Origin of the sequence: Burkholderia pyrrocinia (genome assembly GCF_003330765.1) — a bacterium.
Classification (GTDB): Bacteria; Pseudomonadota; Gammaproteobacteria; order Burkholderiales; family Burkholderiaceae; genus Burkholderia; species Burkholderia pyrrocinia_B.
The window spans coordinates 1,427,602-1,441,992 of the sequence record NZ_CP024903.1 but is presented as its reverse complement, the minus strand read 5'-3'; the positions used below and the strand labels follow the sequence as shown (position 1 = coordinate 1,441,992).

At 61.5% G+C, this 14,391-nt stretch carries 16 protein-coding genes; 10 read left to right on the top strand and 6 right to left on the bottom strand.

The window, feature by feature from the left end; translation table 11 throughout:
- Positions 1-45 precede the first annotated feature (45 nt).
- The 7 genes from CUJ89_RS24045 to CUJ89_RS24015 all read left to right on the top strand — a co-directional run bounded on the left by CUJ89_RS24045 (position 46) and on the right by CUJ89_RS24015 (position 5,996).
- A complete protein-coding gene (locus CUJ89_RS24045; protein ID WP_114179896.1) occupies positions 46-555 on the top strand; it encodes a phage major tail tube protein in 510 nt (169 codons plus the stop codon).
- Positions 556-608: 53 nt separating this feature from the next.
- Positions 609-914, top strand: coding sequence for a phage tail assembly protein (locus CUJ89_RS24040; RefSeq protein WP_114179895.1), 306 nt, complete (start codon positions 609-611; stop codon positions 912-914).
- Positions 915-925: 11 nt separating this feature from the next.
- The gene (locus tag CUJ89_RS24035) at positions 926-1,042 is read left to right on the top strand and encodes a GpE family phage tail protein (RefSeq protein WP_114179894.1); all 117 of its coding nucleotides are present in this window, start codon (positions 926-928) and stop codon (positions 1,040-1,042) included.
- On the top strand, positions 1,035-3,953 hold the full coding sequence (locus tag CUJ89_RS24030) for a phage tail tape measure protein (protein WP_114179893.1): 2,919 nt from the start codon (positions 1,035-1,037) through the stop codon (positions 3,951-3,953). Before CUJ89_RS24035 ends, CUJ89_RS24030 begins: the two co-directional genes overlap by 8 nt.
- Before the next feature lie 7 nt (positions 3,954-3,960).
- On the top strand, positions 3,961-4,467 hold the full coding sequence (locus tag CUJ89_RS24025) for a phage tail protein (protein ID WP_114179892.1): 507 nt from the start codon (positions 3,961-3,963) through the stop codon (positions 4,465-4,467).
- Between the two features lie 4 nt (positions 4,468-4,471).
- Positions 4,472-5,551, top strand: a complete 1,080-nt coding sequence (locus CUJ89_RS24020) for a phage late control D family protein (protein WP_114179891.1) — start codon at positions 4,472-4,474, stop codon at positions 5,549-5,551.
- A gap of 124 nt (positions 5,552-5,675) precedes the next feature.
- Complete coding sequence (locus CUJ89_RS24015; RefSeq protein WP_236655068.1) at positions 5,676-5,996, top strand: hypothetical protein; 321 nt, start codon at positions 5,676-5,678, stop codon at positions 5,994-5,996.
- A gap of 139 nt (positions 5,997-6,135) precedes the next feature.
- Here CUJ89_RS24015 and CUJ89_RS24010 read toward each other — a convergent pair whose 3' ends face one another.
- The 5 genes from CUJ89_RS24010 to CUJ89_RS23990 all read right to left on the bottom strand — a co-directional run bounded on the left by CUJ89_RS24010 (position 6,136) and on the right by CUJ89_RS23990 (position 8,709).
- Positions 6,136-6,474: a hypothetical protein gene (locus tag CUJ89_RS24010; RefSeq protein ID WP_114179890.1), complete on the bottom strand. Its 339-nt coding sequence runs from the start codon at positions 6,472-6,474 to the stop codon at positions 6,136-6,138.
- Entirely contained in the window at positions 6,474-7,094 is a 621-nt protein-coding gene (locus tag CUJ89_RS24005; protein ID WP_114179889.1) for a type VI secretion system amidase effector protein Tae4, read from the bottom strand. Before CUJ89_RS24005 ends, CUJ89_RS24010 begins: the two co-directional genes overlap by 1 nt.
- Before the next feature lie 3 nt (positions 7,095-7,097).
- The gene (locus CUJ89_RS24000) at positions 7,098-7,652 is read right to left on the bottom strand and encodes a PAAR domain-containing protein (RefSeq protein ID WP_114179888.1); all 555 of its coding nucleotides are present in this window, start codon (positions 7,650-7,652) and stop codon (positions 7,098-7,100) included.
- An 82-nt stretch (positions 7,653-7,734) separates the two neighbouring features.
- Positions 7,735-8,073: a hypothetical protein gene (locus CUJ89_RS23995; RefSeq protein WP_114179887.1), complete on the bottom strand. Its 339-nt coding sequence runs from the start codon at positions 8,071-8,073 to the stop codon at positions 7,735-7,737.
- Positions 8,074-8,181: 108 nt separating this feature from the next.
- Complete coding sequence (locus CUJ89_RS23990) at positions 8,182-8,709, bottom strand: IS21 family transposase (RefSeq protein ID WP_114179886.1); 528 nt, start codon at positions 8,707-8,709, stop codon at positions 8,182-8,184.
- A gap of 233 nt (positions 8,710-8,942) precedes the next feature.
- Between CUJ89_RS23990 and CUJ89_RS38060 the strand changes: the two genes are divergently transcribed.
- From CUJ89_RS38060 to CUJ89_RS23980, 3 genes are all read left to right on the top strand, one after another.
- Positions 8,943-9,089, top strand: coding sequence for a hypothetical protein (locus CUJ89_RS38060; protein ID WP_161556556.1), 147 nt, complete (start codon positions 8,943-8,945; stop codon positions 9,087-9,089).
- 70 nt (positions 9,090-9,159) lie between these two features.
- A complete protein-coding gene (locus tag CUJ89_RS23985; protein WP_114179885.1) occupies positions 9,160-9,651 on the top strand; it encodes a papain-like cysteine protease family protein in 492 nt (163 codons plus the stop codon).
- A gap of 418 nt (positions 9,652-10,069) precedes the next feature.
- Complete coding sequence (locus tag CUJ89_RS23980) at positions 10,070-11,440, top strand: MFS transporter (RefSeq protein WP_114179884.1); 1,371 nt, start codon at positions 10,070-10,072, stop codon at positions 11,438-11,440.
- 37 nt (positions 11,441-11,477) lie between these two features.
- Here the strand turns inward: CUJ89_RS23980 and CUJ89_RS23975 are convergent, their stop codons facing one another.
- Positions 11,478-14,231, bottom strand: a complete 2,754-nt coding sequence (locus CUJ89_RS23975) for a UPF0182 family protein (RefSeq protein WP_114181533.1) — start codon at positions 14,229-14,231, stop codon at positions 11,478-11,480.
- Between the last annotated feature and the right edge of the window lie 160 nt (positions 14,232-14,391).

The window sequence follows — 14,391 nt, the reverse complement described above, 5'->3', positions numbered from 1 at the left end:
TGGACAAGTGGTCCGGGTCAGACATAGGGAAGGGAGGATAGAAAAATGGGAATGCCGTCCAAACTGAAACACTTCAACGTGTTTCTCAACGGCGTGTCGTACATCGGCCAGACGCAGGAACTGACGCTGCCGAAGCTCGCGCGCAAGATGGAGGAATGGCGCGGCGGCGGCATGGTGGCGCCGGTGAAATACGATTTTGGGCCGGAGGCGATGGAACTGGAGTGGTCGCTCGGCGGGATCGACAAGAACATGCTGAATCAGTGGGGCACGCCGTCGGTTGATGGCGTGATGCTGCGATTTGCTGGGGCGTACAAAAACGACAGTGACGATGAGTGGACCGCCGTCGAAATTGTTGCACGCGGCCGTTACTCCGAAGTCGATTTCGGTAACGCGAAAGCGGGCGACGACACCACGACCAAGGCAACGATGGCACTGGCGTACTACAAGCTTTCCATCAACGGCGACACCGTGATCGAAATCGACGCCCAAAACTTTATCGAACTCGTGGGCGGCAAGGATGCGCTCACGCAGGTCCGCAAGATCATCGGCGTTTAACCCGAATGCGCGGCGTGTCCGCGCGCTGACATTCACCACATCGAGAAACGAAAATGAAAGAACTCAACACCGAAAACACCCATACGCTCGACCAACCGATTCGTCAGGGCGACAACGAAATCAAGGCGATCACGCTGCGCAAGCCGGGTTCCGGCGAACTACGCGGCGTGTCGCTGTCCGATCTCGTGAATCTCGACGTATCGGCGCTGCACAAGGTGCTGCCGCGTATCTCCACTCCGACGCTGACCGAGGCCGATGTTTCAAAGTTGGACCCGGCCGATCTGCTGCAACTGGCCGGGATCGTCAGCGGTTTTTTTATGACGAAAGCCATGCGAGCAAACATGGGCTCCCCGGCATAGTCGAGGATGCAATGGCAGACGTGGCGCTGGTATTCAACTGGACGCCCGTCGTCATGGATGCAATGTCTGTTTCTGAACTGATGGATTGGCGCGAGCGGGCGCGGGTGCGGTACGAACGGAATGAATAACGAACTGAAACTGCGTGTCGTGTTCGATATGGTCGATCGCCTGACGCGCCCGCTTCGCCAAACGCTGGCCGGTAGCAAAAGCCTGTCACGCGCGCTCGCCGACACCAAGAAGCAGCTATCGGAACTGCAAAAACAACAGAAGACCGTCGACGCGGTGAAGGCCGTCCGTACGGAAATGGGTCAGACCGCCACGAAGCTGAAGGCGGCGCAAGAAAAGTTCGCCGGGCTGCAAGCGCAGATCCGGGCGACTGAAAATCCCACAGTGCGGATGCAGAACGCCATGCGGCGAGCATCGAGCGCCGTCGTCACGCTCACGCAGCATCAGGAAAGGCAGCGAACCCGGCTCGGCGAACTGAACACGCGCATGCAGCAAGCCGGGCGGGGCGCTCAAACGCTGGCGGCATACGAGAAATCGTTGCAATCCAGCATTGCGAAAACGAACGAGACAATCGCGGATCAGGGGCACCGCCTGCAAGCGGTGCATGCGCGCCGTGCCGCGCTCTCGCCTGCGCGCGATCGGTATCAAGCCGCGCGCGGTGCAGCGTCCGAAATGGCGGTCGGCGGATACGCCACGCGCGCCGTCGGCGGCCGCGTGCTCGGCGGTGTCGGTGCGCTGCTCGATGAGTCGAAGCACTCGAAGCTCGAAGAAGTGAAGATTCAAGCGCTCGGCGCGGGCGACCACGATACGAAGAAAGCGATCGATTTCGCGCGCAAACACAAGTCCTACGGCGTCAGCACGACTGAAAACCTCACGCTGATGCGGGACGCGATGACGATCCTGAACGACGAGCATCACGCGGAAATGATCCTGCCGACGCTTTCGAAAATGAAGTTCGCGAACGATGCGCTGTTCGGTGCCGAACAAGGCGGGGAGAACGAACAGAAATTCATCAACATGTTGAAGGCGATCGAACAGCGCGGCGGCACGAACGACGCCGCGACGTTCAATCGCGAAGCGAACATGGTGCAGAAGGTCATCACGGCGACCGGCGGGCGCGTAGGTGGTGATCAGTGGCAGGAGTTCATCAAGACGGGCGGCACGGCCGCCAAGCTGATGCGTCCCGATGCGTTCTATTACCAGATGGAACCGCTTATTCAGGAAATGGGCGGGGACACCGTGGGTAGTGCGGTCATGTCCGGCTATCAGAACCTGATCGAAGGGCGTACGACCGTGCGCGCGACGCGAAAACTCATGTCGCTCGGCCTGCTCGATAAAAAGAAGGTCGAGTGGAACAAGAAAACCGGGCTCGTGAAGGCGTTCGCCGATGGCGCGCTGCTGAACACCGATCAGTTCAAATCGTCGCCGTTCGAGTGGATGGAACAGACCCTGCTCCCGATGTTTGAGAAGAAGGGCATCACGAAGGAACGCGACGTTCTCAGCGCGATCAGTTCGATTTTCACGAACCGTCGCGCGTCCAACTTGTTTGCCACGATGTTCCTGCAACGCAAGGCGATTCATAAGAGCGTGGCACTGAACGAGCACGCTTACGATATCGATCAGGGGTTCAACGTCGGCCAGACGCTGCCGCAAGGCAAGGAAATCGACGCGTTGTCGAAGAAGGCGATTCTAGAGGAACAGCTAGGGTCGAAAATCTTGCCGCTGTATAACCGCGGACTCGAACTGACGGCCAGTCTGATCGAGGGCGTGAGCGGGTGGACCCAGCGGAACGCAGGCACGGCGCGCGCACTGGCGATCGGTCTGGCTGCGCTCGGCGCGGTGCTCGTGACGGGCGGCACGCTGACGATCGGGCTCGCAGCGATTATCGGGCCGCTGGCGCTGACCCGCTACGGCATGGCAATGCTCGGTGTCCAGGGTGGAATGTTGCGCGGCACGTTGGGCATGTTGGGCGGCGCTTTCCGCACGTTCGGTGGTGCGATTTTCGCGGTCGGCCGCCTGCTGCTGATGAACCCGATCGGGCTTGCGATTACGGCCGTCGTTGCCGTGATCGCCGGGGCGGCGTATCTGATCTATCGATACTGGAAACCGATCTCTGCCTTCTTCGCGAAGGTGTGGGGCGGTATCAAGCGGACGGTGCAGACCGTCGGCGGGTGGATTGTCGATTACCTGATGAATTGGACTGTGGTCGGCTTCATTGTCGATCACTGGAGCGATTTGAAGGCAATCACGCTGGCAATCTGGGCGCTCATCAAATCCGGTGTGCTGAGTGCGGCGCAGGCCGTCGCGGACTTCTTCATGAACTGGACGATCGTCGGCGCGATCGTGCGCCATTGGGACGACATCAAGGCGGCGACCGGCGCGGCGTGGGACTGGATCAAGGAAAAGGCGCTCGGGGTCGGTGGTGTGATTCTCGATTTCTTCATGAACTGGACCCTGCTCGGTGTGGTGATTCGGCATTGGGACAGCATCACGAATTACATGTCGGGGCTCGCGACTCGCTTTATCGAAATCGGCGGCAACATCGTGGATGGACTGGTCAATGGCATCACGAACGGCATGAACACGGTTCGGACGGCCCTGCACAACGTCGGCGAAAGCGCGATTGGCTGGTTCAAGGAAAAGCTCGGCATCCATAGCCCGAGCCGTGTTTTCGCAGCACTCGGCGGTTTCATCGGGCAGGGTGCGGCGCAGGGGATCGAGGGCGAGCGGGCGAGTGTAGCCGGGGCCGCTGCGCGGCTTGCCGGGGCCGCCTCGCTCACGTTCGGCGCGCTGACGGCGACCGCTGCACCGACGCCGATGGACATGCGACCGCTGATCGACGCACGGCCGCCGCTGTCGGCCGCGAGCGCGACGCCGTCGGCCGCCATGGATAGCGGAGTGCGGAACTACTACATCACGATCAAGGTAGAGAACGGTGACAACGTGAACGAATTCGAAGCGGCAGTGCGCCGCGTGATTGAACAGGTCGAGCGTGAGGATCGACGCCGCGTCAGTTCGCGCCTTTCGGACTGAGGCCGCTATGTTGCTTTCTCTCGGACAGTTCGTTTTCGGCACGCTCACCGCGCCGTTCAGTGAAATGCAGCGTCGACGCACGTGGAAGTTTGCGAGCAATTCGCGCGTGGGTGCGCGAGACGCTCGCCAGTTCACCGGGCCGGGCGATGACACGTTCACCATGCAAGGCATGATCGCAACGGGCGTGCTCGGCACGCCTATCTCGATGGACTTGATTTCCGAAATGGCGAACACGGGTGATGCATATGTGCTCGTGGACGGGCGCGGCATCGTCTACGGCGCGTATGTAATAGACGAGCTACACGAAACGCACTCGTATTTCACGATCCTCGGTGCGCCGCTGAAAATCGAATTCACGCTGACAGTCACGCGTGTGGACGATCGCTCGCTCGCGGCGTCAGTTGACGGTGGCGTCGCGACGAGCGAGCCGACCAATGGATCGCTCGACAAGGCACCGGCCGGTGCGACGCCGCCATACGTCAAGCCGAAGAAGCCGAAAGCGAAGAAGGGATAGGGCGATGGCGGACTTCGTTGAATCGCTCAAGCTCCCGACCCGGCGACTCGTCCCGGCCGCCGATTACCGCATTACGCTCGACGGGCGCGACCTGTCGCGCACGATTGCGCCGTATCTCGTCTATCTCACGTTGAGCGAGTCGCGCGCAGACGAGGCCGATTCGCTCAATCTCGTGTTGGACGACTCGCGCGGCGATCTCGAACTGCCGAAGCGCGGGGCCGAATTGAAGCTGTCGATCGGGTGGACGGGCGAAACGCTCGTGGACAAAGGCACGTTCACGATCGATGAATTCGAGTTCCACGGCGCACCTGATCAAGTCACGGTCAGCGCGCGTTCGGCGTCGATGACGGATGCCATGCACGAGCGTCGTGATAAAAGCTGGCACGGCCAGACGATCGGCGATATCGTCAAATCGATCGCCGCCCGGCACAAGCTGACGCCCGCGCTCGGCGATGCGCTCGCGAAGATCAGGATCGCGCATATCGACCAGACGAGCGAAAGCGACATGTCGTTTTTGACCCGGCTCGCGAAGCGGTACGACGCGGTGATGACGGTCAAGGATGGGCGGCTGCTGTTCATGCCGATCGGCGCGGGCACGAGTGCGAGCGGTAAGCCGCTGCCGACGCTCGAGATCCGGAAGGCGAAGGGCGATTCGTACCGCTATCACGTCTCACAACGCGAAAGCTATACGTCCGTGCGTGCACGTTGGCATACGTCGAAGAAGGGCAAGCAAGAGTCCGTGATCGTCGGTGGCGAAAACAACCGCAGCACGAAGCTGTTGCCGGAAATCTACGGCTCTCGCGCTGATGCAGAGGCGGCGGCCAAGGCTGAATTCGCGCGCACGCAGCGCGGGCAGGCAACGTTCGATATGACGCTCGCGCTCGGCCGGGCCGACGTGTACCCGGAAATGACCGTGAACGCGAAGGGCTTCAAACCGGATATCGATTCGACGCCGTGGCTCGTCAAGCGCGTTGTGTCGCGGATGGACGGCAACGGCGGTTTTACGTCGTCGCTCGAAATGGAGATGCGCGACGATCCGACGACGAGTCGGCACCGAACACACTTCCGTAAGGGAGGGAAATAAAAGCAAGTTGATCGCGTTGCAAATGCCCTCCGTGCCTTGTCCCGAGCGAGGCGGTCAGGTTCTATACTTGACTGGTAACACAATCATCAAAGGAAGCATGTCTCTAATCCGTTCGGGGAAAACCATGAGCTACTACGGCATTTCGATGATTAAGTTGGATCAGGCAGGAGTTGAGGTGGAGGAGGCGAAAGTCCATAAGTTCTGCAGGAACGATCCGGCGGACCCAATCTGTGGACTGGACGGAGGAAAAACTATGGCCTATCACGAGGTTGCCAATCTGATCGTAGGCGGTGACACCGTGTTCGTCATCGTGCCTGACGATGCCGGATTGTACGGAGTTACGCATATGGTGCGAGTGAAGCCGGGGCAACATGAGTATCTGCAGAGCTTTGGGGCGGATGGCGCAGCGTCCAGCGCATTGATGGCGCTTCCGACATACAAGTGAGGTTCACCGTCACATCAATCAAACAACGGGGATGGTCATGGGGATCGCAACAAGATCGGTCAACAAGTGACATCCACGGGAGTCCACGATGAACCTAGAAAAGCCCGCAAATGCGGGTTTTTCGTTTAATGGGACCAGATCAGATGTGCAGAATGCGGACCGCGAGGAACCAGAGAAGCCATTGCACGATCACGGCACCGACAAGGTACACCAGCACGGTATGCGCCGGTCGCCGCCTCGAAAACAGATAGAAACCAAGCACCGCAAACAGGATCGGCGGTCCAAACAGGTACACGAACAGTTCGATCGTGGAACCTGTCGATGCGCGGCATGCGTCTACACCTCCACCACAAGTCCCGGCGGGTGGTGTACACCAATGCTCGATCACCGTGCATAGACGAGTATCAACCGCAGACCATGCGATCACGCTGACGAGTCCAGCAATCGCAAATCCGATCGTTCCCAATAGACGCCGCATTATTTGATTTCCCAAAAAAGGATTTGCTTCGAATTCCGAAGGTCTGACCAACCTAGATGAGTGCCAGGGAGGAACGATTGGAAGCCAATCACCCGGCTAAAAGTCGCAACCGCATCGGGGGCGCTGCTTACGGTCAGGCGCGAACCGTTCCACAGATCGATGTGCCCGCCGCTGGCGTTCGCAGCGGCCTCACCGTCACGCGACCAGTAGCGCGAAAACTGAATAATCCCCGTACGTCCCTTCACCTTCGATTCCCAATCGGCCCCGGTGATGTTTTCCGCTTTCGGCAATCCGGCGAAGGGTTGAAGTTGCAACCATTCCCCGAGTTCATCTGCACGCGTCGCAGTCGGCTTGCCGTCGAGGATGATTCGGCCGATGGTCGGCGAGCCGGACATGGGCTTAACCGTTTTCTGCGAAAACGACTTCATGCCAACGCCGACGCGGTGCAGGGTCACGCTCAAGCGAATGGCGCACTGGTTCGTGTAATCCGGGTTGTCGTACGGGTCGCCGGAAGGGTAGGCGTCCCAAAGCTCTTTGAACGTTAGCGCCTTCACGGGTATCTCTTTCTGTGAGCCCGTTTTGGTGTTCGTGTCGATCTTGGTCGGTTTCGTGTGCGGCATCGATCATTCCCCTTGGTGCTTGGCGATCGCGTCGTCGCCCCAATGAACGGTGTAGGTGCCGGGATCGTCCCCGGTGTAGACCCGCGGCAATGTCCCGCTCGCGTCCAGGCGGCCGAAATGTACGCGGCCGTCGGCGGTTTCGATGTAGTACGGCAAGCCTTCTACCTGATGCTCAGTCGCCTTCACCTGCTCATCGAACGCGCCTTTCTTGACTGACGCAACGCCGCCCGTGGCGGTCAGGCTCGATATCACTTTGCCGTGCCCCTCGATCATGTCGTCGCACCACGATTCGCCGCCGAGCCCGGCAATGATCTTGGGCGGCTTCGGGCATCCGCACAGCACGATGTCCTGATCGAGCGCCGACTCGCCCGCCATGCTCATGCGGTACGGGCCGCCTGACTTCGCAATAACCCCTGTCGTTTTGCAGGCCGCGCAGAAGGCCGGGCCGCCGATCAGCGCGACCTGATGCCCGTACATGGTGATGGGCGGCCCGCTATGCGGCAGGACGTTCCCGCCGCTCGACAAGGTATCCCCGACGACTGCGATTTTTCGCAACATGCTTGTGCCCCTCGAAATATGTGGCCTCGGCGCCTAGCGCGTCGGCCTCTCTCAGTTTTGTTCGGACGATTCGACGGGGATTCTACCAATCCGGATCGACCGAGGGTCGCAACAGCCGCGTGTAACAGCGTCCGGCGCGGTCGGCTTCGTCCACCGCAGACCACCACATAGAAAGCAGGACAACGGCGCAGGGGAACACCACAACCGTTCCGTCGTTGTCGTTCCACCCGAATTCGCTGTTCCAGAAGGCCGAGAAATACCCGCCCGTCGGCATGGCGATGCCGCGCGGCTCGAAGTACAGGCGCGTGCGTACCATCGCGCGAAAGTCCGCGTCGTAGCGCCGAATCCCGCCGTCGAAGGTCATGATCGCGGCGCGCTCTTCGAAGAACTCCAACACGTTTTCGTCGTCGTCGCGCTGCATGATGCTCGAAAACGAATGCTGTATGGATATACAGTATTTCGGGCGCGTCAGCCGGTGTCAACATCCGGATCAGGGCGCCCGGGGGCCGATATAGCCGTTGGGCGCCGTTTATGGGGGAACGTAGGCAGGTGGCCCGATGCCGGTCCATAGTGGACCGGAGCGCCACGCACGCGGCAGATCCGGCACGAGCGTGCGCCACTTGGCGAGCACGGCCGTGAACGTGCCTTCGCTCTTGGCGCGACGGATTTTGTCGACCACGTTCCACCCGCGAATGTAGTGCGTGAGGCTGCGTTGGCTCGACAGGTAATGCGGGGCGTGGACGCCGACCCATGCAAGCATTTCATCGGGTGGCACGTCGGGGGCGTTCGGGTCCGGCTCGATGTTCGCGCGTACTGGCGACGGCGCGTCGGCGCGCTCGCCGGGCGTCGCCGTCTCATGTGCTGCACGGTTGGATTCGAGCGCCAGCAGGCGCAGGACTTCGATGCGATGCCACGGGATCGGCGAGCGACCGGCGACGTAGTTCCGGACGGTGCGGGAGCAACAGCGGAGCGTCTGCGCGATTCGAGCGATGGACAGGCCGTCAGTGAGCGCGAGAAAATCGGTCAGCGCGCCGTGACGGCGGTCGGCGGCATTCATAGGCGTTGCGGGAATCGAAACTGTGTAAGGAATTGTAAGTATGTTTACAAACAGTTTCATTCAACCTGACAGAAGTACCGGTTTTGTTAGCAGCCTGACTTTACATAACATGAATTATCGAATATTTTGTTGTAAGAGCAAAGTTGTAATGTCCGCTTTTGGCTACATGGAAATGTCCGCTTTCGGGCCGCGTAAGCTGACCGGCCGCCGAAAATCCAGCGCTGGAGCCTTCGATGGCTGCAACGGAACGGATCACGATAACGATGCGAGAACTCGACCGACTCAAGGTGATCCAGTCGGTGGTCGAGACGAACCTGAAACCGGGCCGTGCAGCAGAACGGCTGGGCCTGAGCGTTCGCCAACTGTCTCGGCAAGATTGATCATCAGGATGGTTGCCGCCGTTCCCGATTCTTCATACTCTTAGAGATCCCTCCTGCTTGGAGCCCCGAAATGGTAGACGTCAGATTAAACGTGCCGATGGTCGATCAGAGCGGCGTGAAGAAAACCAAATCAGGTTCCAAAACGCTGGAAAACGCGTGCTGGTATGCAGCAGCGTGCATGGTTTCGTACTTCCACCGCCCTGGACCGCGCCCGGGCATTCCGGCGTTATGGCGGGCGGACAACGGACTCCCCCCGGCAAGGATCGCGGACTTATGCGCCGTTGAAGGACTCGTGCCGCTTGATCAGCCTACGGTAATTACGCCCGAGTGGCTCGCCGCAGTACTAACGAAGTCCGGTCCGATCTGGGCTGCGGGCCATTTTCTGAATAGGCCTGGTCAGCCTGAAATTGGTCATGTAATCGTCATCACGGGCATCCAGCAGCGCGTCGTTCATTACAACGACCCAGAGGGGCCTCCCCCGCGCACGATGCTTTTGGGCACGCTTGACGCCGGAAGGTGGACACCCGATGGGCTGCTGGTGAAAGATCGGCGCCGCTATTGAATTCGTTGTAGAGCCAACCACTCATTGCCCCCTTTCACTAGCCTCACCATCCGCGAAAGTCGCTTCGGCGACGCCCAGCGCCGGTATCCGTAGCGCGTCGGCCGGCGTGTGTTCGCGCCGCTCGACTTTTATCGGGACACCATTTGAGGCCGGATAATCGTCTCCTGGATCCTGGCGCTGCCGACCGGGCAATTTCGATCATCCGCGACCGCTACACCGATTTCGTCCCGACCCCGGCCCGCGAGAGGCTCCGGGAATGCCACGCATCCAACCGGTCAAGGAAACGGATCCGCAAGCTAATGACGGCCCCTGCAAAGGCGTTCGAGCGCCGCACACGACCCGCGCTTGCCAGAACCCGGAACCTGTCGCGCTGCGAATGGTCTATTCCTTTATCGCCCTTTTCAGGGGGAGATATCAAATGGCTGCCATGCAATCCGCGGCCACGCCCCTTTCCGACGAGGAAGCCCGGCGCCAGTTGCGCCGCGCAGTCATAGCCAGCACGGTTGGCACCACGATCGAATGGTATGACTTTTTCCTCTACAGCACGGTTACCGGGCTGGTCTTCGCGAAGCTTTACTTCCCTCAATCCCACCCGCTCGTCGGCACGCTGCAGGCGTTCCTGATTTACGCCGTCGGCTTTGTCGCGCGGCCGGTCGGCGCGGCCATCTTCGGCCATTACGGCGATCGCATCGGACGCAAGGCCACGCTGATCGTGACCCTGCTGCTGATGGGGCTCGCGACGTTCGCCGTCGCGTTCGTTCCAACCTATGCGACGATCGGCATCTGGGGTGCCGTTTTGCTCACGGTGCTGCGCTTCATCCAGGGCGTTGGCGTCGGCGGCGAATGGGGCGGCTCGGTCCTGATGTCGATGGAATGGGCGCGCACCAACTCGCATCGCGGCTTCGTCGCGTCGTGGCCGCAGTTCGGCGTGCCGGCCGGATTGTTTCTTGCCAACCTCGCCGTGCTGGCCGTGAGCTGGATTTCCGGCAGCAGTTTCCTCGCGTGGGGTTGGCGCGTGCCGTTCCTCCTCAGCATCGTGCTGGTCGCGATCGGGCTCTATATCCGCTTGAATATTCTCGAGACGCCGATCTTCGCGAAGCTGCTGGCCGAGCGCCGGATCGAAAAGACGCCGATGCTCGAGGTGTTGCGCAAGCAGCCGAAGGATATCGTGCTGTCGGCGTTTGCGCGGATGGCCGAACAGGCGCCGTTCTATATCTTCACGGCGTTCGTGTTCACATACGGGATCACGACGCTGGGCGTGACGCGAAACCTGCTGCTGACGGCCGTGCTGGCTGCTTCCGTGGTCGAATTCTTCACCATCCCGCTGTTCGGGCACGTGTCCGACTTGATCGGGCGGCGACGCATGTACATGATCGGCGCGGCTGCCGTCGGTGTGTTCGGATTCCTCTACTTCGCGATGGTCGATAGCCGGAACCCGATGTGGATCTTCGCGGCCATCGTGCTGTCGCTGGTTCCGCATTCGATGATGTACGGGCCGCAGGCCGCACTGATCGCCGAGTCGTTTACCGGGCGGTTGCGATATAGCGGTGCGTCGATGGGCTATCAGCTCGCGTCGGTCATTGCCGGGGGGCCGGCGCCGTTGATCGCGACGGCACTGTTCGCGTACTACCACTCGGGGTATGCGATCGCGGTGTACGTGCTGGTGTGTGCGGTGCTCAGTCTGGTCGCCGCGTCGAAACTCGGTGATTACACGAACAAGGATATTTCGCGGGAATACGACGACGCGCGGACTTTGGGGGATCATGGGCACGCGCCGCCGCTGACGTGACGGAGTGGTTGGGGGTGGTTGCGTTTCTGCCCCCCGCTCACTTCTTGTTCTCCGCACGAGTGGCACCCAGCGCTTCGAGCAGCGGCCGAAGTGCGTCGAGTTCCGCCCCGAAGCCGGCCCAGTCTCCGGCCTTCATCCGCTCGATCGCGCGGTCGTAGTGGGCAAGCGCCTCGCGAGCGCGCGCATCCGCCGCGCCGCGAGCCGGCGCCGCCACCGGCCCCGTCTCCTTGAAGAGCGCCGCCAGCGCCTCGCTCAGGTTTTCCTCCATCACGACGCGGTCGCCATAAGCGGCGATCACCCGCTTCAGCTCGGGCAACTGGCCCGACGCCGCGCGCAGATAGAGCGGCGACACGTAGAGGATCGAATTCTCGATCGGCACGACCACGAGATGGCCGCGAATGACGCGCGAGCCCATCTGGTTCCACAGCGAGATCTGCTGCGAGATTTCCGTGCTTTGCTGGATGCGGGCCTCGATCTGGAACGGCCCGTAGACCAGCTTGTCCTTCGGGAACGTGTAGACGATCAGCTTGCCGTACCCGGGCGAATCGCAACGCGCGGCCAGCCACGCGATCATGTTCTCGCGCTGGCTCGGCACCATCGGCAGCATCAGCACGAACCCGGCCTGCGTATCCCCCGGCAATCTCATGAGCGTGTAGTACGGCGCCATCCGCGTGTTGGCAGCGTCTCCGCCGTCGATATCGCCCAGCGCCCGGGGGAACTGCCAGAGGTCCTCGCGGTTGTAGAAAACTTCCGGCGCATCCATGTGGTACGCGCGGTAGAGGTTCGCCTGGATCAGAAACAGATCTTCGGGGTAGCGGATATGCTGCTGAAGGTCCTGCGGCATCGCGTCGAGCGGTTTGAACATGCCGGGGAAGATGCGCGCGTAGGTCCGCACGAGCGGATCGGCCGGATCGCTGACATAGAGGTCGACCGTGCCGTTGTACGCATCGACCACCACCTTGACCGCGTTGCGGATGTAGTTGGATCCATCGCCGACTCCCGGCGGCGCATACGGAAACCAGCGGCTGGTCGTATAGGCATCCTGCATCCAGAACAGGCGTCCGTTGCTTGCCACGACGTACGGGTCGTGGTCGAGCGCGAGGAACGGCGCGATCGTGCGTATCCGGTCCCGGATGTTGCGGTGAAACAGGATCCTGCTCTCGTTCGTGATGTAGTGGGTCAGGAGGATGTTTGGATCGCCGAACTGCCACGCGAAGAGGCTGCGACGCGCGGCGCCGCCGATGGCGACACCGTCGCGCCCGCTGTAAGCCGTATAGACGTTGCTGTCGCCCTTCGGGTAGTCGAATTCGGGCACGCTGCCCTTCACGATCACATAACCCAGCTCGCCTTCTCCGAAGTAAATGCGCGGTTCCCGGATCGCCGGCCCGCCGTTCGCGGCAGGCGGAATATCGCGCAGGTAGAGCGACGGCAAGCCTTCCGTGGATTTCTCGGTGACCGGCGACATCACGACGCCATTGCCGTGGGTGAACAGCAGATGCAGGTTCACCCAGGTTCGGGCGTTCTCCGGAAGCATCGTCTGCTCCAGTTCGCGTGCCGACAGCATCACCTGCCGGTACCCGGAGTCGAGCCGGTAGCGGTCGATATCCACCGAGAAAAACTTGTAGTAAGTCCGGATCTCCTGCAACTGCGCGTAGGTATCCATCAGCGGCTGCACATCCCACAGGCGGATGTTGTCGATGGTCGCACGATTGGCCTGCAGCGACGCGAGAGTCAGGTCCTGCCCGGCCGAGAACGGCTTGACCTCGATCTGCGCGAGACCGTAGGCCTGCCTCGTCAGCGCGATGTTGTGCTGGATATAAGGCGTCTCGAGCTGCAGTTCGCTCGGTTTGACGTAGAAGCGCTGGAACAGCGCGGGATAGATGAGGCCGAGCGCGAACGAACAGCCGAACACCAGCAGCGCCGCAGCGGCAGGCAGCCGATAGCCGGGCCGGCGCATGTTGACCAGCATCGCGACGGCCGACGCGATGGCGAGGCCCACGAGCAGCCACAGCACCGGCAGCATCACGTGGATATCCGTATAGCCGGCGCCGACCACGACACCGTTGTTGTCGTAGAGCAGCAGGAAGCGTTCGAGCCACCACGACCAGGCTTTCAGCAGGAAGAACAGCGCCAGCAGCGCCGAACCGTGAGCGGCCGCGGCGAACGAAATCCCCTTCTGCGGCCGGAGCATGATGTCGCCGCGCAGCCAGTAGACGCCGCCTGCGGCGATCGCGCAGCAGAGGACGAGTTCGAGCAGCCCGTTCTTCAGCGCGATCCACACGGGCAGCGAGAACAGATAGAAGCCGATGTCCTTGCCGAAGATCGGATCGCGCGCGCCGAACGGCACCTGATGCAGAAAGCGAAGCGCGAGGTCCCAGCTCGACATCGCGCCGCCGGCGATCGCCAGCCCGAGGAGAACCGCGCCGCCGGCGATGACCGCCCGCCATGGAATCCGCGACGCGACCTGCCCCGCCAGCGCACGGATGGCCTCCTCCGCGCGCGTCGACGAGATGTCTTCCACTTGCCAGATATCGACGGGACTTGCATAGCGATGCGCGAGCAACCCCGATGCGCCGATGGCGGCCGCCGACACCGCGAACACGGCGACGAACAGCAGCACCCTCGCGGACAGGATCGTCCAGAAAACGCCGACATAACCGATCGACGAGAACCAGAGCCAGTCGACCAGGATACCGGTGATGCGCCCGATGACGATCAGGCAGACGATGACGACCGCAGCCGTGATCGCATAGCGTCTCAGGCGCGAGACGGACATCGCTTGCGAGCGCATCGAGGCTCCTTTGCCGGGCCACGACGTGTGGCCGGCTGCGGCCGGACCGGCATGCATCGTCGATCCGTCAGGATCGCGGCCGGACGCTATCCCAATGCTACGCCCGTTGCCGGCACGTGGCCACACAACGGCGTGCGCGCGGTCACGCGGCGCGAGCAAA

What these genes read in the sequence shown, in the direction of transcription:
- CUJ89_RS24045 (WP_114179896.1), top strand. Translation starts at nt 46, where the DNA reads ATGGGAATGCCGTCCAAACTGAAACACTTCAACGTGTTTCTCAACGGC.
- CUJ89_RS24040 (WP_114179895.1), top strand. Translation starts at nt 609, where the DNA reads ATGAAAGAACTCAACACCGAAAACACCCATACGCTCGACCAACCGATT.
- CUJ89_RS24035 (WP_114179894.1), top strand. Translation starts at nt 926, where the DNA reads ATGGCAGACGTGGCGCTGGTATTCAACTGGACGCCCGTCGTCATGGAT.
- CUJ89_RS24030 (WP_114179893.1), top strand. Translation starts at nt 1,035, where the DNA reads ATGAATAACGAACTGAAACTGCGTGTCGTGTTCGATATGGTCGATCGC.
- CUJ89_RS24025 (WP_114179892.1), top strand. Translation starts at nt 3,961, where the DNA reads ATGTTGCTTTCTCTCGGACAGTTCGTTTTCGGCACGCTCACCGCGCCG.
- CUJ89_RS24020 (WP_114179891.1), top strand. Translation starts at nt 4,472, where the DNA reads ATGGCGGACTTCGTTGAATCGCTCAAGCTCCCGACCCGGCGACTCGTC.
- CUJ89_RS24015 (WP_236655068.1), top strand. Translation starts at nt 5,676, where the DNA reads ATGAGCTACTACGGCATTTCGATGATTAAGTTGGATCAGGCAGGAGTT.
- CUJ89_RS24010 (WP_114179890.1), bottom strand. Translation starts at nt 6,474, where the DNA reads ATGCGGCGTCTATTGGGAACGATCGGATTTGCGATTGCTGGACTCGTC.
- CUJ89_RS24005 (WP_114179889.1), bottom strand. Translation starts at nt 7,094, where the DNA reads ATGCCGCACACGAAACCGACCAAGATCGACACGAACACCAAAACGGGC.
- CUJ89_RS24000 (WP_114179888.1), bottom strand. Translation starts at nt 7,652, where the DNA reads ATGTTGCGAAAAATCGCAGTCGTCGGGGATACCTTGTCGAGCGGCGGG.
- CUJ89_RS23995 (WP_114179887.1), bottom strand. Translation starts at nt 8,073, where the DNA reads ATGCAGCGCGACGACGACGAAAACGTGTTGGAGTTCTTCGAAGAGCGC.
- CUJ89_RS23990 (WP_114179886.1), bottom strand. Translation starts at nt 8,709, where the DNA reads ATGAATGCCGCCGACCGCCGTCACGGCGCGCTGACCGATTTTCTCGCG.
- CUJ89_RS38060 (WP_161556556.1), top strand. Translation starts at nt 8,943, where the DNA reads ATGGCTGCAACGGAACGGATCACGATAACGATGCGAGAACTCGACCGA.
- CUJ89_RS23985 (WP_114179885.1), top strand. Translation starts at nt 9,160, where the DNA reads ATGGTAGACGTCAGATTAAACGTGCCGATGGTCGATCAGAGCGGCGTG.
- CUJ89_RS23980 (WP_114179884.1), top strand. Translation starts at nt 10,070, where the DNA reads ATGGCTGCCATGCAATCCGCGGCCACGCCCCTTTCCGACGAGGAAGCC.
- CUJ89_RS23975 (WP_114181533.1), bottom strand. Translation starts at nt 14,231, where the DNA reads ATGCGCTCGCAAGCGATGTCCGTCTCGCGCCTGAGACGCTATGCGATC.